Raw genomic sequence first — 22,594 nt, 5'->3', positions numbered from 1 at the left:
CGGGGCGCTGCCGCCGCGGGCAAAGAGTCTTCACGATAACCTTTTTTAGTCTACTTTTCGAACGGTCAAAAGCGATGGATCAGCTGAAAGAGCAACTCTCTGGAGTCATTAAATATGGCTTCTGGATCCTTTGCGGTATCACTGCCGTCGGTTCCTTGGGGATCGCCTTCTGGACGTCTTCCAGCTTGGCCGCCGATCGTGATAAACGCATCAGCGACCTGGATAACGCCCGCAGCTCGGTGCAGAGAATCCAGCAGGAGCTGTCGACGCATCCCAATGACAAAACCAATCAAGAAATGGATGCCTTGATCGAAGTCCTCAAGACCGACGTGGCGGACAGCTGGACCAAGCAGTATGAGCGGCAAACGGGACTGTTGGTATGGCCGGTCGAAGAGCTGAAACAGGACTTTGTGGACGCCTTCAAAGATTTCGAGCCGATTGAGCTCACCATTGAATTTCCGATCCCTCGCGAGAAAGAAGTGCCCTTCGGCTTGAAGACGCGTTACCGCGATTACATTGGCAAAGTGTTGCCCGACATCGCTGAAATTGCTGGTGCCGAATGGACCGCCGATTTTACGAAAGAAGGGGGTGCTTATGGTGGCGGAGGCATGGGCCTCGGTGGCATGCCTGGCATGCCGGGTGGTGATGAAGGCGGTTATGGCGGTGGCTACCCTGGCGGCGCACCTGGCGGCATGGGGCCCGGCGGTATGGGAGGCGGAACAGGAACTCCGCTGGAGGATCCACCGTTGGTGCGGTGGGACATGCAGAGCCAAGATTCGCTGATGCAGAACCTGTTTCCTTGGCGCGGTAGTGATCCCAACGAACTCGACGTGCTGTACTCACAGGAAAACCTCTGGGTGCTTCGGCAGCTGATGGAAATCATCGCCACAGTTAACGGAGATGCCAAGCAGCCTTTCCAAGCGACGATTCGCCAGATCAATGAAATTGCCATTGGCAAAGCGGCAACGATGGGTGGTGGCGGAGATTCAAATGCTGGTCTGATCGGTCCCGGCCTTAGCACCGGTAGTTTTGATTACGGCGGTGAAGGGGGCGATGGCATGTCCGGCAGCGGTGGAGCTGGCGGCGAGGCGGCCGAGGCGGTCGACCCGGCCGACATGCGATATGTGAATGTCGATTACGAGCCGTTAGACGCCGCCACGTTGCGCTCGGCAATGCAGAGTTCGAGCCCCTCGGATGCTTATTTGACCGTTGCCAAACGGATTCCGGTCCGCATTAACGTCAAGATTGATCAACGGCGAATTCCGGTGCTCGTTGCCGCTTGTGGAAATGCCGACTTGATGGTCGAAGTCCGCCAAGTGCGTGTGAACGCGAAGCCCTCCGCACCAGGCGGTGGCATGGGCTCCGGTTCCGGAGGTGGCATGGGTCCTGGTGGCATGGGTATGGGGCCCGGCGGTATGGGCGGCGGTATGGGTGAAGGCGGCATGGGCCCGGGCGGCATGGGTGGTGGACTCGGCGGTGAAGGCAGCGGCGGTGGTGCAGGCTACGGAGCAGGCGGCCGCGGTGAATTCATTAATGACGTCGATGTGGAAATTTTTGGAATCGTTTACGTTTACAATCCGCCCGACATGGATAAGCTTGGTATTGAACAAGTGGATGCAAACACAACGCTCGAAGGCGAAACCGAGACGCTCGCCGGAGAAGCGGTACCGGCTGAGCCTTCCGAACAATCCAGTGGTCCGATTGTGCCGTCCGAGGTTCCCGGAGATGACGCAGCAGGCGATGATTCCGCTGCGATGGCCGGTCCTGGACTCGACAACGGGTCGACCGCGCCAGCAAACCCCGCCGCACCGAATGCTGGAGGCAACACGCCGACAACACCGGCGGCACCCGGTTTGCCGGACCAATCAGGTGCCCCGGCGGCGGGTGGTCCACCGGCTCCCGGGCCTGGCGGAGTGCCCGGGCCTGCTGGAGTGCCCGGGCCTGCGGATGCTGGCAATCCAGGTGCGAACGGTGCCCCTGGGGATGCGGCGAATGGCGGCGGGCCACCCAACCCAGCCGGCACGCCCGCCAGTGGGAATAACTGATTCCTGGCGGCCTAATGCTGGTGGGACAACCGATCGCAGACGGGTATAAGTCAATCTGCGAAGCGAATTGAAACTGAGTGATTGAGGAGCATGACCGGAGGCCGAGGACCGGGTCCGATCAAAACATGAATGGTTTCCGCCCCCCAACCCCTTGGCGGGCGGTTCACACGGGAATAATTGGAGAGAGCGATGTCTGGAAACAACGCACCGGGATTCTTGGCTCTGCACGGCGAGAAAATCGCTTTCGGCGGAATCGTTGCCGCGTCCGTCTTTTTTCTGTACATGGGAATGGGCCAGGATGATTATCTCGGCACCCAAAAACCTGACGCCCTGCAACAGCTGGCGCAAACGGTAAAGTCGTCCATCGATGATGATCACTGGGATAACATCAAGGAAGACCGCTTGGTTTCAACCAACTTCGGTGAACGGGTGGAAAAGTCCCAGCAGCCAATCCCGGTTGGTCCCTACGAAACCACTTCGCCCTGGGAGTACCGGGGCAAGTCATCGGGGACGCGGCGTGGTGATCCGGAAATGTCCCCGCCGCTGCAACCGCATGTTGTCGGTGTGTTGGCCTCGATGGCAATCGATTACAAGGACCCCCGTACGTACCCGCTCAGTGAATTGGAAGACGCGGAACCTCTTGAGGTAAAGAAGAAGCCGAAAAAGAAACGCAACCGTCGCAATCGTAACACGGGAAATTTCTACGGGAGTGGCGGCGATGGTGAAGATGGTGGCGGTTTGGGTAGTGGCGGCGTTGGTTCCGGCGGTACGCCGATGGGTCCTGGCGGCATGGGGCCGGGTGGCTCACCGATGGGCCCCGGCGGCATGGGGTCCGGTGGTATGGGGCCGGGCGGCATGTCTGGCAATAGCGACTCCACGACTCGCCTCGTCGACAAAAAATACAATCTCGGCTTTGATGCCTCGAAAATTCCCAAGGACGTGAGCGAGCAGATTGTCCCCGAAACGGGCCAATTCTTGGCCATCACGGCGTTGGTGGAACATCGCAAATTGGTGGAAGCTTACGAACTGGCTTTCCTCAATGCCAAAGGTAGCAATCCAGCACGCGATCGGCCGACTTACTGGGAATTCGAAGTGCAGCGTGCTGACGTCACCGACAAGGCGGTCGATGCCTTGACCGAAGACGATTGGAAGTTGGCTTTCACATTTAAGGACTTCGAAAAGCAGTTCAAGCGTTGGGCTGGAAGCTCGGCCGATATCACCCCCAGCATCTACTCGGATCGACAACTGACGTTGCCTATTCCGCCGGTGATGCTGGTTGATACCACCAAGTTTTCGCTGCATCCTGATTTGCCGCTGGGCGACGCGATCCTGGAACTCGAAGGAAGCGGAACCGATACCGGCAATACCGACCCTGCGGACGAGGATGACGACGACGATAGTCCCGCCGGACCGCCCAGCTTCGGTGGCGGGCCTCCTGGTTTTGGCGGTGGCTACCCCGGTGGTTCCGGAGGTTATCCCGGCGGTGAAGGCGGTTACGGTGGCATGGGAGAAGGTGGCTACGGCGGTATGGGTGAAGGCGGGATGCCGGGGATGCCCGGCGGCGGCGGAATGCCCGGTATGGGGCCCGGCGGTGGTAGTGGCAGTGGCGGCATGGGAGGCATGGGAGGTTACGGCGGTGGTATGGTTTCCAGCGCTTCAGCTCCGACCTACAAGCAAGTTCGCTGTTACGATTTTGCCGATCCCAAGAATGCCAACGCGCCGAAAACAGGCCGTCGTTACGTTTATCGGGTGCGAGTCGCCGTGGAAGATCCTAACTTCCCCTTACTCCCCACCCGGCAACCTCCCAAACGCTACTTAAGCCCAGAAGTTTACGAGCGGATTGCTGCCAAAGAGCGGGAAGCTGAGGCTAAGGATGGGAAACGCGATCCGCGACTCTGGAGCGACTGGAGCGTTCCCAGCGAACCGGCCATGTTGCCTTCGCTCGAACGCGTGTTTGCCGGTCCCGTAGATCCAGCCGATGTTCGTCGTGGGCGAGTCGGTGGTCAAATGATTGAGTTCCCCTCCTCGCCTCCCAAGGCGGAAGTCGTGGCGCTGAAATGGGACAGCCGTTTGGGGACCGATTTGATCGTTCCGCTCGAAGCGCGTCCCGGCGGTCTGCTGGCCAAAACCGACGCGGCCAACTTGATCGATCCGCTGACGTTAAACATCCGCAAACTTTCTTCCGAGGCTTTGGTCAATGCGGAGTCGATCGTCTTAGACGCTTTCGGCGGTCGCGAATTGGAACTTGATGACGACGAAGAGGAGTTAACCGAACCAGGCTATGTGCTGGTCTTTGACGTGGAAGGCAACCTGCAAGTCCGCAGCGAGATCGAGGATATGGATCGGTACCGGATGTATAGCTTTGCCGACGAGCGAGAGGCGGCTGAGGCGGCGGCTGAAGAACCTGATCCGGCCGATGGCGGCTATCCTGGAGGCGCCGGTGGCCCTGGCGGCTTCCCGGGAGGGGCCGGCTATCCTGGAGGCGGTGAAGGTTAGTCGATTCGCCCCAGCGGTACGGCTCAATGCGGTTTGTGTTGAGTCAGACAAAAATATCACAGCCCGGCCAAGCTATTGGTCGGGCTGTTTTTGTTCCCCAGTAATCGTCATCATCCGCACAGCCGGTCTGGTGTTCTGGGCAAAGCGGGGAAAGATTAGCAGTTAAGGCGATTTCATGCTGCAAGTCCACGCTTCGCGGCTTATTGTTCTTTCATACGAAGGGGCGAGACGAACTGACACGACGCACTTCATGAACCACATCTCACCCCCCGTGCGAGGCGAGGTCGGGCTTTCGGGCCCGGCCTCGCCTTTTTTCGTTTAAGAGGCGTTTCGTTTAAGAGGCGTTTCGTTTAAGAGGCGCGGGGGTAAGAACCAAGAATCTCGCACCGCTGCGAACGCTTCTGCAGTTTGGCAATCACCTCGGCCAACGGCGGATCGGTTTCATGCCCTTCGAGTTCGATAAAGAATAGGTACTCGTTGGGAGCGCCCGGTAATGGAAACGACTCGATCCAGGTCAGGTTCAGCCCGGCTTTCTTGAACAACATCATGGCGCTGGCCAAAGCGCCTGGTTCGTGTAAGACTTGAAACAAGATAGCTGTCTTATCTCGACCGGAGGGCGTTGTCGGCTGGTTTCCCAGCAAGGCGAAACGCGTGACGTTCGACTTGTTGTCCTCGATTGAGGCTGCCACGATATCGAGCGCGTACTTGCTGCCCGCTTCGAGGCTGGCAACAGCGGCAGCTCCCACGCGTTCGGCTGCCAACTGGGCTGCGGCCGCTGTGCTGCTCATCTCGACGAGCTTCGCCATCGGCAGATTGTGGGCTAACCAACCGCGACATTGTGAGAGGGCTTGCGGTTTGCTGTAGACTTCGGTGATTTCGCTCCGCGCGGTTCGGCTCAGCAGGTTGTGGTGAATCGGCAGCAACACTTCACCGCAAATTCGTACCCGATGTTTGAGAAACATCCCTAGCGTATCAACCACTCGGCCATCGGTGCTGTTCTCAATGGGGACCACACCGGTCACGCAGTCGTTGCGGACAATGGCGGTAAAGACGGCTGGGATCGAGGCCACCGGCACCAAGTTGGGGGAATCCCCGAAGCACTTAATTGCCGCCAAGTGGCTGTAGCTGTACTCGGGACCTAAATAAGCAGTTTGCCCCTTGGTCACCGCCAGCATGGAAAATCCGACCACGTGCCGCATCAAAGTTTGCAGCGCGGCGGTTGTTGCCGGTGGCTGGGGCTTTACCGCTGCGACGAGTTCGCTGGTTCGCTGTTGCGCCGCCAGGATCGCTGTGTGCGAGCCTTGGGCGGCATCTTCGGCCACCAGTGCCGCACGTTGGTTGAGCAGGCTGACGAGTTGGCGATCGAGTTGATCTAGCTGTTTGCGGCGAGTTGCCGGGGTGACGCGTGGCGTCTCAGTAGACCGGTTGGAACGCGAAGTGCGTGAAGTTTTTGCCAACGGAGTTGCTCCGGAATCGCTTGGTGGGGAATCGCGTGGTGGTTCGCAAACAATTGATAGTTTGGGCTGCCGCTGTCAATTTGACAAACCGGCTTTCGGCACCCCTTACCTGGCTCTCGAAAATGGCAGTCAATTTGACTCTAAAATTTGAGCTAAACCATCTTCAAAAAAAGTTTACTCACACAAGTCCCTATTAGTAAATGAGTTAGGGCACGAAAAACTACGCGGCAGATTTTCCTGGCACGGGCTTTGCGAATTTCGATTTCCCGCGTTCGGGTTGTTCAATGAACCGACTGCAGCGACGCAAATTGGTGAAAACAGCTAGATCAAAAATGATTGGCATTAACGTTCCGGCGAGGTCCGAATCCGCAGAGGAGAGTAAGTAATGGCACAAGGTGAAAAGATTATCGGCATCGATTTGGGCACCACCAACAGCGTGGTCTCAATCATGGAAGGCAGCGAAGCCAAGGTGATACCCAATGCGGAAGGCAATCGGCTGACGCCCAGCGTGGTGGCTTTCAACGACAAAGGGGAGACGATCGTCGGAGAGCCGGCACGCCGCCAAGCGGTGACCAACCCCAAGCGTACCGTCTATTCGTCCAAACGTTTCATTGGCCGTCGCCATAACGAAGTGGAATCTGAAGAGAAGATGGTTCCCTACGGCGTGACGGGAGCCGCCAATGAATACGTGAAGATCAAGGCTGGAGACACGGAATATACTCCGCAAGAAATCGCAGCCAAAATCCTTCGCAAATTGAAGGAGTCGGCGGAGAGCTACCTGGGACATAAAGTCAACAAGGCGGTGATTACCGTCCCTGCTTACTTCAACGATGCCCAGCGGCAAGCGACCAAGGACGCGGGGCAAATTGCTGGTCTCGAAGTCGCTCGCATTATCAACGAACCGACCGCCGCCGCACTCGCTTATGGACTCGACAAAAAGAAGGACGAGCAGATCGTCGTTTTTGACTTGGGTGGCGGAACATTCGACGTCTCCGTCTTGGAAGTTGCTGACAGTGGTGATGAAGAGAGCGAAAGTCGCGTCTTCCAAGTGATCAGCACCAGTGGTGATACGCACCTCGGTGGTGACGACTTTGACGAAGCCTTGATTAATTATGTGGCGGATGAATTCAAACGCGAAAACGCCATTGATTTGCGTAACGATCCGATGGCTCTGCAGCGTTTGCAAGAAGCTTGTGAGAAAGCCAAGAAAGAGCTTTCTTCCTTGCCGCAAACCGACTTGAACTTGCCGTTTATCACGATGGACCAATCGGGGCCCAAGCACCTGACGATGTCGATCACGCGGTCCAAGTTTGAAGAGCTGATCGATGACTTGGTAAATCGTTGTAAAGGCCCGGTCATGCAAGCGCTCAAGGACGCTGGGATCGACCCCAAAGATATCGATGAAGTTGTTTTGGTGGGAGGTAGCACGCGTGTTCCTAAAGTTCGCGAAGTCGTCAAGCAGATCTTCGGCAAAGAAGCGCACCAAGGGGTTAACCCCGACGAAGTGGTGGCCATCGGCGCGGCGATTCAAGGCAGCGTGCTGGCGGGCGATCGTACCGATGTGTTGCTGCTCGACGTGAATCCGCTAACTCTTGGGATTGAAACCGAGGGCGGCGTGTTGACTCCGCTGGTTGAACGTAACACCACGATTCCGGTGGAGAAGAAAAACGTATTCAGCACGGCGGCTGACAACCAAACTGCGGTCACTGTGCGGGTCTTCCAAGGCGAACGCAAAATGGCCGCGCACAACCGACTGCTCGGTGAATTCAACTTGGAAGGACTTCCCGCCCAACCGCGCGGCGTTCCCCAAATCGAAGTCAAATTCGATATCGACCAAAACGGTATTCTCAATGTTTCCGCCAAGGAACTTGGGACCGGCAAAGAGGCGTCGGTAACGATCAAAGAGGCGGGCGCGTTGGACGAGGCTGAGATCGAAAAAATGCGGAAGGATGCCGAAGCAAATGCTGAGGAAGACCGCAAGCAATTTGAACTGGCCGAGGCGCGAAACAAGGCCAGCCAATTGGTTTACCAGTTGGAAAAGACGATGACCGAAAACGACGAGAAGCTGACCGACAGCGACAAAGAGCCAATGCAGAAGGCGATCGAAAAGGTCAACGCGGCCGTCGGTACCGACGACGTGGCGGCGATCAAATCGGCGACCGACGAATTGGAAGCCGCGTCGCAAGCGTTCAGCAAAGTGCTCTATGAAAAAGCGGGTGCATCAACCGCCGGCGGCGAGTCGCCTGATGGGGCAGCCCAAGCCGCTGATGATGATGCCATCGACGCGGAATTTGAGGTCAAGGATAAGTAGACAAGGACAAGTAGCACGACAATCGAGTTAAGTGGCGGCAATCGGCAATCGCTGGCGATCGTTGCTTATTCGTTCAAACCACATTGGAACGTCCGGTGTCGGCTCCGCTTTGTCGGTGCCGGATGGCCATGTGGTTTTTTCATGCGCATCCAGTTATCAGAGATGGTTAAGCACTTCGACAGAAGTCTTTCGGTTTGACGTAAAGAACGTTTGGTTAATTCCTGAGCTCTCGGTGGTGGAGGAGTACTAATATTATGGCTTTTCGATTTGATAAACTTACCCTCAAGGCCCAGGCTGCCGTGGCCGAAGCCCAATCCCAGGCTACCGAGCGGGGCAACCAGGAAATTGATCCGTTGCACTTATTGGTGGCGCTGGTTGCCGAGAGTGAAGGCATTGCCAACGCGCTGCTGAAGAAGATGGGTGTCGCTGTCGATCGCTTGCAAGAGATGCTAACCAGCGAGACTGGCAAGTTACCGACCGTTTCCGGCGGCCGCCAATCCCAAGTGGGGCCCGCGTTGCAAAAAACGTTCGAGTCCGCCGCGACGACCGCCGAGCAGATGCACGATGAATTTGTCAGCAGCGAACATTTGTTCTTGGCATTGACCGCAGTCGACAGCAAAGCCAAGAACTTGCTGCAGCTGCTCGGCGTGCGGAAAGATGATGTCTTGTTGGCCCTTAAGGATGTGCGAGGCTCAGCCCGCGTGACTGACCAAAACGCTGAAGATAAATACCAAGCCCTGCAGAAGTATGGCGTCGATTTGGTAGCGTTAGCTTCCGCGGGAAAATTGGATCCAGTGATTGGCCGTGATGCGGAGATTCGCCGCGTCGTCCAAGTGCTGTCCCGCCGAACAAAAAATAACCCGGTATTGATTGGCCAGCCGGGGGTTGGAAAAACGGCAATCGCCGAGGGGCTGGCTTTGCGCATCGTGGAGGGGGATGTGCCGCAAAGTCTCAAAGGCAAACGAGTCATTGCCCTCGACATGGGCGCGCTCGTTGCCGGGGCGAAATTTCGCGGTGATTTCGAAGAACGTTTGAAAGCCGTGCTTCGTGAAGTCAAGGATAGCAACGGTGAGGTGGTGCTGTTTATCGATGAATTGCACTTGGTCGTCGGTGCGGGTAAAGCCGAAGGGTCTGCCGATGCGGCCAATCTGCTCAAGCCCGAACTGGCTCGCGGTGCCCTTCGCTGCATTGGTGCCACCACGCTCGACGAGTATCGTCAACACATTGAAAAAGATGCCGCCCTCGAACGTCGGTTCCAACCCGTTTACGTGGGTGAACCGAACGTCGAGGATACGATTGCAATTCTGCGCGGCTTGAAATCACGCTATGAAGCCCACCACGGTGTGCGGATTACCGATAGTGCGATCGTAGCCGCCGCCAACCTCTCCCATCGTTACATTGCCGATCGCTTCCTGCCCGATAAAGCGATCGATTTGATCGATGAATCTGCCAGCCGGTTGGCGATGGAAAAGGAAAGCGTCCCCGAGCCGATCGATCAGCTGCAAAGACGGTTGCGTCAGTTGGAATTGGCTCATCGTCAATTGGCCGAAGAAGAGGAGAGCTCGGCGGTCGAACGACGCACGGAGATCGAGCATGAAATGCAAGAACTCAAACGCAGCTTGGCTTCCCTCCGCGAACAGTGGGAGGCGGAAAAAATGGGGTTGGACGACGGTCAGTCGATCCGTCGCGAACTCGACCGCGCCGAGCACGAATTCAAGACGCTCGAATCGGAAATTCGCCAACTGCAATCAGCCGGTGAGCCGGTCAAAGAAACAGACTTTCAACGTCTCTATGAACTTGACCAACAGCGGCGTCAACTGCATGGCCGATTGGAAGCTCGCGACGCCGAAGCGAATGCGGTGGCAAAGGAAAAGGCGACCTCCGCCACCGATGCCGAAACGCATCCGCACGGGCGACGACTGCTCCGTCAAGACGTGACCGAGGAGGAGATCGCCGAAGTGGTCAGCGCCTGGACTGGCGTGCCGGTCAGCCGCATGATGGAGACCGAACGAGCCAAGCTGCTGGTCATGGAACAACGCTTGCACACGCGGGTGATCGGACAAGACGAAGCGGTCGAAGCGGTCTCCAACGCCGTGCGTCGCAGCCGCAGTGGTTTGCAAGACCCGCAGCGTCCGATCGGTTCATTCCTGTTCCTCGGTCCCACCGGCGTCGGTAAGACGGAGCTTTGTAAAGCACTGGCCCACATCATGTTTGACGACGAACAAGCGATGATTCGCGTCGACATGAGTGAATTTATGGAGCGCCACTCGGTCGCTCGCCTGATCGGTGCGCCTCCCGGCTACGTCGGTTATGAGGAAGGTGGCAAGTTGACCGAAGCGGTCCGACGAAGACCTTACTCAGTGATCTTGCTGGACGAGACCGAAAAAGCCCATCCCGATGTGTTCAATATCTTGTTGCAAGTCCTTGATGACGGTCGCCTAACCGATGGTCATGGTCGCACGGTCGATTTTACCAACACCGTCATCGTGATGACCAGCAACGTGGGTAGTCAAATGATTCAAAGGATTACTCAGGAAGGTGGTTCTGATGAAGAATTGCGGTCTGCCATGGACGAGGCGCTGAAGGCCAAGTTCTTACCGGAATTCCTCAATCGTATTGATGACGTAATTATCTTCAAACCTTTGGAGCGCGAGCAAATTCGGCGGATTGTCGAATTGCAACTGAAAGAGTTGGCCGAGCGACTCGAGGAAAACGGCTTGCATTTGCAGATCAGCGAAGAGGCAATCGCTCAGATTTCCAACGAAGGTTACGATCCGCAGTACGGTGCTCGTCCGCTGAAGCGAGTCATCCAGCGTGAGATCCAAAATCCGCTGGCGACGGAGTTGCTCAAGTCAACCTATCCGGAAGGAGCAACCATCCTCGTCGATACGGCGGAGGGACAGTTTGTGTTCCGCCAAGCAACCACCGAAGAACGCCAGCCCGTCGCCTTGTAGTCTGACGGAAAAACTCAAGGGACGGGGCGAATTGCGTCTTCACCCCGTCCCTTTTGATCAGCCGGCTTCACTCATCAGCCAGCTTCTTTGAACTGGCCCAGCTCGCCAGCCCGTGTTTCTCTCCCAGCACGGAGGTTTCAGACGCTGTTGCCGCAGAGCGACTCGCCGTCGCGTCAGGTCGAAAATGAAGAAATCTTCAGATTCCCTCGTTTTTGCTGGCGGTCTGACGGTCACATTGCGGCTCTTCTTAGCGTGGTGAGGAATCGGCCCCGCAGGCCAATCTCTGCTTGCGGTGAGTCCCTCACGTTTGCTTTTCTAGCTTGGAGGGACCGATGGCACAGGCGATTGCTGTTGTGAAAAATTGGAAGCGACTCAAGCCAGCGAGCTGGGCTATGCGCGAGCGATTCGCGCTCGGGCAACGGACGGCTTTTACCTTGATCGAGCTATTAGTCGTGATCGCCATCATCGGGATCTTGGTGGGTCTGCTGTTGCCTGCGGCGCAAGCGGCGCGGGAATCGGTGCGAAGAATAAGCTGCGCAAACAACCTCAAGCAGATTGGCCTCGCTGTTCACAATCATCACGACACGCAATCTTTCTTTCCCAGCGGAGGCTGGGATTGGAACGCTCCACCGTGGTATATCGATGGGCAGCCTGCAGTTGGGGAAGCACAGCGTGCCGGCTGGGCCTTTCAATTGTTGCCCTTCCTCGAACAGTCGAACACTTGGGCTGCGGGGCCAGAGACGGCGATCGGCCAACCGGTCAGCGGATATTTTTGTCCCTCGCGGAGAGGCATGCAAACCATAAACATGCCCGATCAGTATGTCCCGGCGGTGACCGGCGGAACCCTCCAGCATGCGCTCTGCGATTACGCAGCAAGCAATCGCAATGGCAGTGGGGTGATCCGCCGCTGGAGGCCCCGCAGGTTCCGCGACGTGATTGACGGTACCAGCAACACCTTGCTGGCGGGAGACAAACGTTTGAACTTGGCTTTACTGGGCCAGCCGCAAGAGGATGACAACGAAGGTTACACGGCAGGTTGGAATTCCGACACAGTTCGGCAAACTGACAAACTGCCGCTGCCTGACTTTATCGGTCTGGGAGACGGGGACGGACGTTTCGGCTCGTCACATCCGGGCGTCTTTCAAGTTGTTCTAACCGACGGTTCTACGCGATCGGTCGCGTACACCATCGACGAGGTAACGTTCCGTCATTTGGGAGATATCCATGACGGGCAAGTCTTGGGTGATTTCTAACATATCCCATCTATCATAAGAGAAAAGCTAATGAATCGTTCGGCTTTTTCGAATAATCGAGTCATTGCCTTCGCGTGTGCCACGCTGATTCTGGGCTCCACAACTGGCTTGGCATTCTATCTGGCTAAGGCTGATCCAGTCGACACTTGGAGCCGCCAGTTGTCCAGTGACGACGCGCGGGAACGTTATCAGGCTGCCAAGCGATTGGAAGAACTAGGGCCCGCCGCAACCGCCGCGCTCGATTCAATAATCATCGCCCTTGAGGACTCCAATCGAGACGTCCGTTATCGCTCAGCAAAGGCCATTTCGCGCATGGCGGAGCACGCTGAACAGGCAATCCCCGCGTTGATAAGCACCGTTCAAGATAGTGATCCGGAAATTAGATACTACGCAGCAAAAGCGTTGGCAAAATCTGGCAAGGCAGCCCTGCCCGCTCGCGACGCGATGCTCGCTGTGTTGCCAACCAGCGAAGCTAAGACCCAAGTTTATCTGCTCAAGTCGCTCGGTGACGTGGGAGAAGAGCATCTGGAGACGATCGCCGCGCTTCGAAAAATGTGTGACCACAGAAATGTCAGGATTCGCGAAGCGGCTTTGGAAGCGTTGGAAGATGTTCTGGACTAGCGTGCGCCGAGCAGGCAATTCGACAAGTGAGCATAAAGATGAACGCGATGAATCATGACACTTCGATCTTGGTGCGTGTCGGCAACCGGAATCGCGAGCGAGATTTGTTGCCAGTTTTCCCTCCCGAAGATGTCAATAGTCGAATGAAGAAGAAAAAACCACGCATTGCGTTCTATTCGCATGATACCATGGGCATGGGGCACATTCGCCGCAACATCTTGATCGCCGGCCATTTATCCTCGGATCCTATATCGGCCGAGACTTTGTTGATAGCCGGAAATCGCGATGCGGCCTTTTTCGCCGAACAAGCTGGGCTCGACTGCGTCACCCTGCCGGCGTTGCGAAAGGGTAGCGACGGGCAGTATGCGGCGAAATACTTTCCTTGGTCTCTGCAGGAAACCACTCAGTTACGTTCCCGCGTTATTGCTTCGACCTTATTGGCTTTCCAGCCTGATATTTTCGTTGTCGATAAGTTGCCGCAAGGAATTTGCGACGAGTTACTAAGGACGCTGCGTATGGTTCGGCGTCGATTTGAGACTCGCTGCGTGCTGGGATTGCGCGATATTCTTGATGCGCCACAGGCATCACGCCGGGAGTGGCGAGAACAGAATAACGATCAAATTATTGAACAGTATTTCGATGAAGTTTGGGTATATGGTGATGCCGCCCTCTTTGATTGTTGTGCCGAGTATAACTTTCCAGAGTCTACAAGAAGTAAGCTAAGTTATGTCGGATACCTGGACCAACGTCAGCGTTTGAGGCCGCAGGCGGGACTGCGACGGCAGCGGGCAATGTTCACCCGTAACAATCAGGAGCAGCTCGTGCTTTGCGTCGTCGGAGGCGGGCAGGATGGCTTCGAGTTAGCGGCGAATTTCCTCCAAGCTGGCGTGCCCACCGGGTGGCGCGGGATTGTGATCACGGGACCATTTATGCCCGAAGCACAGATCCAGTCACTGTACCAACATTGTCCGTCTGATGGGCAATTCTCGATCATCGACTCGCTAGTCGAGGCGGACGCTTATATCGAGTCAGCAGATCGTGTTGTCTGCATGGGGGGATACAACACGGTGGCTAGCGTTCTTTCTTTTCAGAAACCGGCCTTGATCGTCCCCCGCGTGCGGCCCCGCGAAGAACAGTTGGTGCGAGCAGAGCGTTTGGCGGCAGCTGGGATTGCCAGCTATTGCCATCCAGTCGACCTTTCGGCGGCAGCCATTCGCCAATGGCTCGAGACCAGCGATGTTCCCGTACCGAAACTCGGCTGCACGGACCTTGGTGGTCTAGCCGCAATCGAGCGCCAAGTGTCATCGGGGTGCAGCAGCGAAGTTGCCATATAACCCCGCAGGATAACTCTGCCGCCTCAACTCCCACCAACGGTACGCCCCAGACATATTCGAGTGGTCACCCATCACCCCCTGGATGAAAATGATTAAAGATACAGTCACGCCAGCGAAAGTAGCTTACGTGGTGAAACGCTACCCGCGATTCTCCGAAACGTTCGTGGTCAATGAGATTCTTGCCCATGAAGCAGTTGGGTTGCCATTGGAGATTTTTTCTCTGCGACCACCATCCGACACACACTTTCAGGACTTGATTTCCAAGGTCAAGTCTCCATTGACCTATCTTTCCAATGGCAGTGTACGGGCGGAGGAGCTATGGAAAGCAGTTGCGGGAGCCGCTCGCGATGCAAGCGATCTCACGGAGGCGATCGCGGCAATTGGCAATTGCACAACGCTTGATGTTTATTGTGGATTCCGATTGGCGAGGTTCGTGCGTGAGCGAGGGATTTCGCACCTGCATGCCCATTTTGCTTCCAGTGCGGCGACTGTTACTCGGATCGCGTCGAAACTCACTGGCTTACCGTACAGCATTACCGCGCATGCGAAAGACATCTTTCACGAAGAGGTCTGCGAGGTGGAACTGGGGGAGAAACTGGCAGACGCCAACCGGGTGTTGACGGTTTCAAAGTATAATGTCGCCCACCTAAGTCAACGCTTTCCACAAGCTGCCGACCGGATTAACCTGCTTTATAATGGCATTCACCTCAACGACTTTCCCTTTTCCAGACCAGACAAGCGTTCGCGGACGGTTTTAGCCGTCGGGCGATTCGTGGAGAAGAAAGGTTTTGATGTGCTCTTGCGAGCCTGCCGCTTGCTTGTAGACCGCGATGTCAACTTTCAGTGTCTTTTGGTCGGATCGGGGGAATGTGAGTCGCAGCTGCGCACTTGCATCGACCAGTTGGCTCTGCACCATTACGTCAAGTTCGTGGGTGCTCAGCCTCAAGCAATTGTCAAACAGATGATACGCTCGGCGTCGGTGCTGGCGGCACCTTGCGTTGATGGCAGCGATGGAAACCGCGACGGATTGCCCACGGTATTGCTTGAAGCGATGGCCTTAGGCACGCCCTGTATTTCCACGAATGTCACTGGGATTCCCGAGCTGGTCCGCGACGGGGAAACGGGGTTGTTGATTCCGCAGCGCGATGCTGTCGCACTGGCTGATGCACTGACTCGATGTTTGGACGACGCGGCTCTTAGAGTTCGGTTGGCAACGAACGCCAATAGGCTCATCCAGGAACAATTCAATGCGATAACAAACGCTGAAATCCAGCGGCAGCTGTTTTGCTCGCACGCCACCCGGCTGTTTCAAGGCTCGTCTGTGGGCGACTCAGCAAATCAGCCTGAGTCGTTGTCGAGCGAGCCTCTATTCCAAGTATCGAGCTAGTCTGATGCGTATCGCTTATGTGTGTGCCGATCTTGGAATTCCGGTATTTGGAGCGAAGGGGGCCTCAATTCATGCTCAAGAGATCATTCGCGCCTGTCTGGCGAGGGGACATGATGTCTCACTGTTCGCTGCTAAGTTGGGTGGCCCCGCACCAGATGATTTCGATGGCCTGGAGATCTGTTCTGGTGACCTTGAATCGCTTGCAACGCCGCCAGCAAGCGCTACAGCGGGGGAGCGTGAAGTGCTGGCCCAGCAGGTTGCCGGAGCGATCGCGACGGCAATGTTCGCGCGTCACGATTTCGACTTGATCTACGAGCGTTACTCGCTCTGGAGCAATGTCGGCTGTCGACATGCCTCAGATCGGGGTGTGCCTTGTATTATCGAGGTGAATGCTCCTTTGATCATGGAGCAGCAACGCCATAGAAGTTTGATAAACAAGCCGCTGGCTTGTCAAATCGAAGCGGACGTCTTCTCGGCGGCCACCAGCATCGTGGCCGTTTCCGCTGAGGTTGCCCAATATGTCAGGTCGATTGGGGGCAGCCAATTGCCGGTACATGTGATTCCCAATGGAGTCAATGTTGAGAGGTTTTTACAACACTCACCAAATCAGCGGGATTGCACAAACGAGATTACGATCGGATTTGTGGGCACATTGAAACCTTGGCACGGAGTCGATCTACTGGTTCGCGCATTCGCCGGGGTGCATCAACAGCGTCCGCAAACGCGTTTGATGATCGTTGGCGACGGACCTATGCGAGCGTCACTTGTGCAACTCGCCTCGGAGCTTGGGATTGACGACGCCATCGTTTGGATCGGCACCGTGAAAGCGTCAGATATACCTACGTGCCTGGCCCAGTTTGATATCGCGGTTGCCCCCTATCCGCAGCTGGATGGCTTTTATTTTTCACCATTGAAGGTGTTTGAGTATATGGCTGGGGGGATTCCAGTGGTGGCAAGTCGCATTGGTCAAATCCCTGAGATCATTGAAGACGGCGTCGACGGCCTGTTAGTCGATGCGGGCGATATCCAACAATTGCAAGTCGCTTTGCAGTATCTCATCGACCATCCAGCGGCTCGGCAGTCCATTTCATGCCGGGCGCGTGAGAAGGCGGTTCAGTGTTTTGACTGGAACCAGGTTTTGAAGCGGATTATGGCAACGGTAGAAGCGTATCCAGTGGGCGAACGCATTACGAAAGGGGCTGCTCATGTCCGTAAAGAGTGCTGATTTGGGATCGCAGCAAAGGCCCGAGCGGCTTGTGGGGTATTTGCTGCCGAGTCTGCTTGCTCAATGGAAACGACTGGTTTTCGCCTGCTTTTGCCTGGCCGCTAGTATCGTGTTAAAAATTGTCGAGCCTTGGCCATTGCAATACGTGGTCGATCATATTCTCTTCCCGATTGCAGAGTTGGATCCAGGTGGCGATAGTTCCCAGTTGTCGACAGCCGCTGGCTCCGCCGAGAGTCCGCGGTGGAACGAATCTACTTGGTTGGCTACTAGCCTGTGTGCCCTAAGTTTGATTGCTGTTTCTGGACTGCGAGCGGCGGCCGAGTACTGGAAGAGTATCATTTTTTCTTTGAGTGGTAATCATGTAGTCAGCGATCTGCGGGCCCGCGTTTATGAGCATCTGCAAGTCTTACCCGTATCTTTTCATGGGAAATCTCGAAATGGAGACCTCACGTTAAGACTTGTCAGTGACATGAACATGCTGAAAGAGGTGGCGGTGAATGCCGCCCTTCCATTACTTTCCAGCGCGCTCGTCCTCGTGGGGATGTTTGGATACATGTTGTATCTTAATTGGCAGTTGGGGTTTATGGTGATCGGCGTAATACCGGTATGCGGCTTGATCACTTTTCGAAGCACGCGAAAGATTCATAGTGCCTCGCGTCGACAGCGACAACATGAGAGTCAATTAGCCTCGACCGCCGCTGAATCGATGGCCGCTGTCAGGACGGTGCAGGCACTCGGTGTGGGGGGGCGATTTTCACGCGATTTTACCTCGCAGAATCAGAACTCTCTGCGGGATGGCGTCAAGACAGGTCGGCTGACGGCCGGGTTGGAACGCTCGGTGGATGTGATGATCGCCATTGCGTCCGCGTTGGTGCTCTGGCAAGGCACCCGGTTTGTGCTGGAGGGGACGCTCACCGCCGGTGGTTTGATTGTCTATTTGGCTTACCTGAAACGTGGCTTTCGACCCTTGCAAGGTTTTGCCAAGTATGTGGCCAGGATTTCAAAGGCGGCCGCCGCGGGGGACCGGATCACCGAGATTCTCAACACACCCGTCGGAATTGTTGATCGTGCGGAAGCGAAGCCGGCGCCGAAACTTAAGGGACATCTCGATTTAGTCAACGTCACATACGGATACGACCCCGAGGCACCGATTCTGCAAAACCTTTCACTGCAGATTGCCGCTGGTGAACGAGTGGCGATTGTGGGTCCCTCTGGGATTGGCAAATCGACGCTATTATCACTGTTCATGCGACTTGATGACCCTCAGCGCGGTTCGATTCGCATCGACGGTGTTGATATCCGCGACTGGCAGGTACAGTCTCTCCGCGAGCAGATCGCTATCGTTCTGCAGGAGAATGTTTTGTTTTGCGGCACGATTGAGGATAATTTGAGGTTATGTAACGCGACGGCGTCGGATCAGGAATTGTTGCAAGCTTTGGAGTTGGCGACTTGTTCGGAGTTCCTCGAGCACGCGCGGCAAGGGTTGTCGACGTTTGTTGGCGAGCAAGGGAGCAATCTTTCCAAGGGGCAACAACAACGGATCGTACTTGCACAGGCCGTTTTGCGTCAAACGCCGATTCTGTTGCTCGATGAACCGACCAGTAGTCTTGATCCCAAAAGTAGACGTGCGGTTCGCGAAGCAATCATTCAAGTTTCGCGCCATCGTACTACCTTAATCGTCACCCACGATATGAATCTGGCGCAAGTATGTGATAAAGTTTTATTGCTTGACGGATGCCAATCAGTGATTTTTGGGGCACCCGAAGAGGTGCTGAAGCACGACAACGCGGGTGGCGAATTATTTCGGGAAACAGTCAAGCGGGGAGGATCGAGCGATGTCAATCATGTCCGTTGCTGAGCCAGCGATGGTTTGGGAAGATCGACCGCTAATCGGTTTATCGCAGTGCCTTCAGGGGAAACAAATAGCCGCTGTACTGGCCAACGAACCGTCACGCCTGGGTTCGACCGCAGATCGGCAAATTCTGTTGCAGTATATTCGCTACAAGCCGCGGCGAAGGTGCCTAACGGTACATCGATTGATGCCCACGGGCAACTCGGTACGAGAATCGGCATCGCCTGCTAGGGCGACACAGCAAGAAGGCTTGCTGGTTGCCAAGGCGCTTACCAAAGAAGGGTTTCTGAAGCAGCAACAAATACTTCAACGGTTGTCCGGGAATTGTCTCTCGTGGTTAGCCGATCCGATGCTGCAGCTCATTCTCCTGCGTTTTCCACTTGACCCGCGTTTAGACGCGGTGCGGAAAGTCTATGATCCGCAAGCTCAGAATCGCGTGTTGCGACGCGTCGTTGGAGGTAAACACGGCTGGCGGCTGCAGGCGATGCGGTCCTTGGCTTATAAACCCGAGAGGCGATTCGTGGCCGGTTTGCGCGATAGTGAAGGCTTCGAACGAACGATTAAATTCCACTCTGCAGATAGATTCGCCGATGCCGTCAAGCGCCTGCAACTGTTGGCGGACTCCAGATTGCCCTCGCCTAAATTGATGCATGTGTGCGAGCGATACCGGGCGGTTTGCTTGGACTATCTTCCCGGTACATCCTTGACCGTACTGCTTGCCGGTAGTGGTGGTGTGCATGATATTGCAGAGCTGGTCGGCAGTGAGTTGGCCCAACTGCATCAACAACCGCTCGCTAGTTCATGGTCGCGAATCGTCGCTATTCGTCCCGAGCGGTTGACGGAATTAGCCGACACCATGCGCGTGTTATCACCGGCATTGAGTGTTCGCACGGCTGAGATTGTCACGCGAGTTCTTCACCGACTCGAATCAACACGGGGAGAAACCACCCTTTGTCATGGGGACTTTTATGCCAAGCAGATATTGGTCGACCAAGGCGACGTACACTTTATTGACTTTGATCAAGTCGGACCGGACGATCGCTACCGCGACGTTGCTAATTTTGTGGCGCAACTGCACTGGCGCGAACGGGCTGGTGATTTTGGATTTCCGCGCTTGCAAGCTGTGAGTGAATCCTTTCTCGCTGGCTATCGTCGCGTCTTTCTTCGATTCGATGAAGAACGATATCAGGCACAGTTGGCCGCGGCTCTCCTCCGCTGTGCCATGCATCCGTTCCGCAACGCAATGCCCGATTGGCAAGCCGGCATTGAGGCGTTGTTGGAGCAAGCGAATGCCGTGGTCACCGGTGAGCGACCCAAGGGCCATTTCTCGAGTGACATCGATGATTTGGACTGAAATGCAATTAGTTGGGGTAAATCATCCAGCGTGGTTAGCGGAGTGCCTTGACACTCAAGCGGCCACGAGTGCATTGTCGCGTGCGCTTTGTTGTTCGGCTGGACCATGGCGCTCTCTAGAAGTTGTCGAAGCCAGCCTGCATCGGCTGAAGCCGGGGAAGCGTTGCCTCGTTTCCTACGATTGTCGCGTCTCCACTGGTGAAGTGGTGCGGGTTCTCGGGAAAGTGCGTTTCAAAGGAAGCGATAAATCGCTGCGACCACTGACAAATCATTTACGGAATCACGGAATCGGAGATCTCGGCAGGGTTACTGAGACGACTGCAGTTGTGCCGAGAGTTTGGGGTGAGATCGCTGGTTGGAACATGGTGTTAATCGAGTATCTCGCCGGCGAACTCGCGGAACCTGATGCAGACACGCTCGCGAGAGATCACGCTTGTGTGGCTGATGCGATTTGCGATCTTCATCGGGTCTGTCTACCGATCGCCAAAGATCACACGGTCGACACCGAGTTGGCGATCTTAAGTAAGATTTATGGTCAATTTGCCGACGATCATCCGCAATGGTCAAACCGTTGCCATGGGATTTGGCATCGCATGCAACGCTACGCGAGCCAAGTGAGTAGCCGGCACACATGTCTTATTCATCGCGATTTTTATTTTGATCAGATCTTGCTGCTGCCAACAGGAAAAGTCGCCTTGTTGGATCTCGACCTCGCGTGTCTAGGGCCACCCGGCTTGGATGCGGGAAACTATCTCGCCCATCTGCGCGAGTTGTCGATCCGCAGGCCAACGCTTCAGCATGTTTGTCAGATGGCGGAACTCGCGTTTGCGGAGCGTTTTTTGCAGCATTCTACGGAGGTGTCGTGCCGCGAGCTTCGTTTCTGGACATTGGTCTCCTTGGCGAGATTGGCGGCCCTCAGCGTCCGCTTTCCAGATCGCGTTCAAACGACTGAAAACCTGTTTGATGTCGTTGAAACGGGTCTACATGCCGTGGACGGTTGCTAACGGATCGCGCGGATGCAGCAATCGCTGCTGTGCCCCGCCCCTTTATTCTCCTGCCTGATTTTGCTCGCGGTTCCCTTGTTTTCTATGTGCCATTGCGGGGGGCTGCTGTTTTCCGGGCGAGTTTTCAGCAAATTTTGGCGGACGCCAGTTATTAACGCCGCTCTAGTTTTCAGGAGGGCGATGCAACGCCGCATTACTTGTTTTTGAGATCGCATCCACTTGGGAACTGTATAAATGATCAGTATTCGAAGGCAGCATTCAGCCAAACGTCAAGGGCTGCGGATGGAATCATTGGAGCGTCGCCAAATGATGGCGGGCGATGTATCCCACAATTTTCTTGCGCCGCAAGACGTCAACGATGATGCGCGTGTTACCCCGTTAGACGCACTGATGGTGATCAATTTTATCAACGACCAAAACCCTGATTCAGATCGGGCGGACGATTCGGCGAATCGACGAGGAATGCTCGATGTCAATGATGACACTCGAGTCACTCCGTTGGATGCATTACAAATCGTCAATGGTTTGAATCGGTCGTCAGTGACCCCAGAGACGGCTTTGCCGGTTGGTCAAGTTCGCGAAGCGTACTTCGTAGGTGCTGCGGGCATTCGTGGTAGAATTGAATTTGAAGGCGAAGATGGAGACGCTGAACTAAATGTTCGGCTTCGCGATGCTGAAGCGAGCACGAGTTACGAAGTCTTTCTTAATGATCTGGCTCTGGGAATATTGGAGGTCGATTCCCGGGGGCGGGGTGAGTTAGCATTAAGTCAGGGTGATGATCGCGAGCGGCGTGGTCAACTGCCGATTGACTTTGACGGACTCCAGGTTGGCGACCGCTTTGTGATTGATGGAATCATAGATACAATGCTGGGGAGCGAGCATTCTGGCGGGCAAGATTCAAGCGGGCAAGACGACGAAGATGATGATCGCCCAGGCGATGAGAGCGATGATGATCGTGGCAATTCGCTGGAGTTGTCGGCGTCGTTCAGTCAAACTGGCGGTATTTTGCCTTCGGCGGAATACGAGATTGATCTGCGCCGTGGGGTGATGGTTCGTGAGTTCGAGGTCGAAATAGAGCGGGGGAATCCCGGCGAGTCGTTGGGCGTTTCCGTTGATGGCGTGATGGTGGGAACGTTGACAGTCGATGATCGAGGGAAGGCCAAATTAAAGTTTTCCACTGCTCCTCGTGATGCCGACGAATTAGTCATGCCAGCTGAGTTTCCGCAGTTAGCGGAGGACTCGGTGATTCGGGTTGGTACCGCTGCGGGTACCTTCCGAAGAGTCACGGACCATGACTAGCAG

Annotated in this window: 14 protein-coding genes; 13 read left to right on the top strand and 1 reads right to left on the bottom strand. The window is 55.7% G+C overall.

Features of this window, described 5'->3' with window-relative positions; translation table 11 throughout:
• Window positions 1-74 precede the first annotated feature (74 nt).
• On the top strand, window positions 75-2,045 hold the full coding sequence (locus tag SH139x_RS17945; protein ID WP_488351151.1) for a hypothetical protein: 1,971 nt from the start codon (window positions 75-77) through the stop codon (window positions 2,043-2,045).
• A 189-nt stretch (window positions 2,046-2,234) separates the two neighbouring features.
• Window positions 2,235-4,541, top strand: a complete 2,307-nt coding sequence (locus tag SH139x_RS17940; protein WP_488351150.1) for a hypothetical protein — start codon at window positions 2,235-2,237, stop codon at window positions 4,539-4,541.
• 350 nt (window positions 4,542-4,891) lie between these two features.
• Here the strand turns inward: SH139x_RS17940 and pheA are convergent, their stop codons facing one another.
• Window positions 4,892-5,998 carry a prephenate dehydratase gene (gene pheA, locus SH139x_RS17935; RefSeq protein WP_488351149.1) on the bottom strand — a complete coding sequence of 369 codons (1,107 nt, stop codon included), beginning with the start codon at window positions 5,996-5,998 and terminating at the stop codon, window positions 4,892-4,894.
• Window positions 5,999-6,383: 385 nt separating this feature from the next.
• Between pheA and dnaK the strand changes: the two genes are divergently transcribed.
• From dnaK to SH139x_RS17880, 11 genes are all read left to right on the top strand, one after another.
• Window positions 6,384-8,309 (top strand): molecular chaperone DnaK, encoded by a 1,926-nt coding sequence (gene dnaK, locus SH139x_RS17930; protein WP_488351148.1) that lies wholly within the window; start codon window positions 6,384-6,386, stop codon window positions 8,307-8,309.
• Window positions 8,310-8,563: 254 nt separating this feature from the next.
• Complete coding sequence (gene clpB / locus SH139x_RS17925; protein ID WP_488351147.1) at window positions 8,564-11,263, top strand: ATP-dependent chaperone ClpB; 2,700 nt, start codon at window positions 8,564-8,566, stop codon at window positions 11,261-11,263.
• A 332-nt stretch (window positions 11,264-11,595) separates the two neighbouring features.
• Window positions 11,596-12,516, top strand: a complete 921-nt coding sequence (locus SH139x_RS17920) for a DUF1559 family PulG-like putative transporter (RefSeq protein ID WP_488351146.1) — start codon at window positions 11,596-11,598, stop codon at window positions 12,514-12,516.
• A gap of 30 nt (window positions 12,517-12,546) precedes the next feature.
• Window positions 12,547-13,137 (top strand): HEAT repeat domain-containing protein, encoded by a 591-nt coding sequence (locus tag SH139x_RS17915; RefSeq protein WP_488351145.1) that lies wholly within the window; start codon window positions 12,547-12,549, stop codon window positions 13,135-13,137.
• 47 nt (window positions 13,138-13,184) lie between these two features.
• Window positions 13,185-14,471 carry a glycosyltransferase family protein gene (locus SH139x_RS17910; RefSeq protein ID WP_488351144.1) on the top strand — a complete coding sequence of 429 codons (1,287 nt, stop codon included), beginning with the start codon at window positions 13,185-13,187 and terminating at the stop codon, window positions 14,469-14,471.
• An 88-nt stretch (window positions 14,472-14,559) separates the two neighbouring features.
• Window positions 14,560-15,858 carry a glycosyltransferase family 4 protein gene (locus SH139x_RS17905; protein ID WP_488351143.1) on the top strand — a complete coding sequence of 433 codons (1,299 nt, stop codon included), beginning with the start codon at window positions 14,560-14,562 and terminating at the stop codon, window positions 15,856-15,858.
• A gap of 4 nt (window positions 15,859-15,862) precedes the next feature.
• A complete protein-coding gene (locus SH139x_RS17900) occupies window positions 15,863-17,083 on the top strand; it encodes a glycosyltransferase family 4 protein (RefSeq protein WP_488351142.1) in 1,221 nt (406 codons plus the stop codon).
• Complete coding sequence (locus SH139x_RS17895; RefSeq protein WP_488351141.1) at window positions 17,064-18,941, top strand: ABC transporter ATP-binding protein; 1,878 nt, start codon at window positions 17,064-17,066, stop codon at window positions 18,939-18,941. Before SH139x_RS17900 ends, SH139x_RS17895 begins: the two co-directional genes overlap by 20 nt.
• Window positions 18,919-20,289, top strand: a complete 1,371-nt coding sequence (locus tag SH139x_RS17890) for a phosphotransferase (protein WP_488351140.1) — start codon at window positions 18,919-18,921, stop codon at window positions 20,287-20,289. The genes SH139x_RS17895 and SH139x_RS17890 overlap by 23 nt, the downstream gene beginning before the upstream one ends.
• Complete coding sequence (locus SH139x_RS17885; RefSeq protein ID WP_488351139.1) at window positions 20,276-21,292, top strand: phosphotransferase; 1,017 nt, start codon at window positions 20,276-20,278, stop codon at window positions 21,290-21,292. The genes SH139x_RS17890 and SH139x_RS17885 overlap by 14 nt, the downstream gene beginning before the upstream one ends.
• A gap of 234 nt (window positions 21,293-21,526) precedes the next feature.
• Window positions 21,527-22,591 carry a dockerin type I domain-containing protein gene (locus SH139x_RS17880; RefSeq protein WP_488351138.1) on the top strand — a complete coding sequence of 355 codons (1,065 nt, stop codon included), beginning with the start codon at window positions 21,527-21,529 and terminating at the stop codon, window positions 22,589-22,591.
• Window positions 22,592-22,594 lie beyond the last annotated feature (3 nt).

The sequence above is a fragment of the Kothea flammea genome (assembly GCF_052161645.1).
In the GTDB taxonomy this organism is placed as follows: Bacteria; Planctomycetota; Planctomycetia; order Pirellulales; family Pirellulaceae; genus Laterigemmans.
Note: the sequence above shows the minus strand (reverse complement) of the source record. Positions and strands in the feature narration are given on the sequence as shown.

Coding starts and splice junctions, on each gene's coding strand:
- SH139x_RS17915 (WP_488351145.1), top strand. CDS start 12,547: ATGAATCGTTCGGCTTTTTCGAATAATCGAGTCATTGCCTTCGCGTGT.
- SH139x_RS17945 (WP_488351151.1), top strand. CDS start 75: ATGGATCAGCTGAAAGAGCAACTCTCTGGAGTCATTAAATATGGCTTC.
- clpB (WP_488351147.1), top strand. CDS start 8,564: ATGGCTTTTCGATTTGATAAACTTACCCTCAAGGCCCAGGCTGCCGTG.
- SH139x_RS17910 (WP_488351144.1), top strand. CDS start 13,185: ATGAATCATGACACTTCGATCTTGGTGCGTGTCGGCAACCGGAATCGC.
- SH139x_RS17940 (WP_488351150.1), top strand. CDS start 2,235: ATGTCTGGAAACAACGCACCGGGATTCTTGGCTCTGCACGGCGAGAAA.
- SH139x_RS17920 (WP_488351146.1), top strand. CDS start 11,596: ATGGCACAGGCGATTGCTGTTGTGAAAAATTGGAAGCGACTCAAGCCA.
- SH139x_RS17900 (WP_488351142.1), top strand. CDS start 15,863: ATGCGTATCGCTTATGTGTGTGCCGATCTTGGAATTCCGGTATTTGGA.
- SH139x_RS17895 (WP_488351141.1), top strand. CDS start 17,064: ATGTCCGTAAAGAGTGCTGATTTGGGATCGCAGCAAAGGCCCGAGCGG.
- dnaK (WP_488351148.1), top strand. CDS start 6,384: ATGGCACAAGGTGAAAAGATTATCGGCATCGATTTGGGCACCACCAAC.
- SH139x_RS17905 (WP_488351143.1), top strand. CDS start 14,560: ATGATTAAAGATACAGTCACGCCAGCGAAAGTAGCTTACGTGGTGAAA.
- SH139x_RS17885 (WP_488351139.1), top strand. CDS start 20,276: ATGATTTGGACTGAAATGCAATTAGTTGGGGTAAATCATCCAGCGTGG.
- SH139x_RS17880 (WP_488351138.1), top strand. CDS start 21,527: ATGATCAGTATTCGAAGGCAGCATTCAGCCAAACGTCAAGGGCTGCGG.
- SH139x_RS17890 (WP_488351140.1), top strand. CDS start 18,919: ATGTCAATCATGTCCGTTGCTGAGCCAGCGATGGTTTGGGAAGATCGA.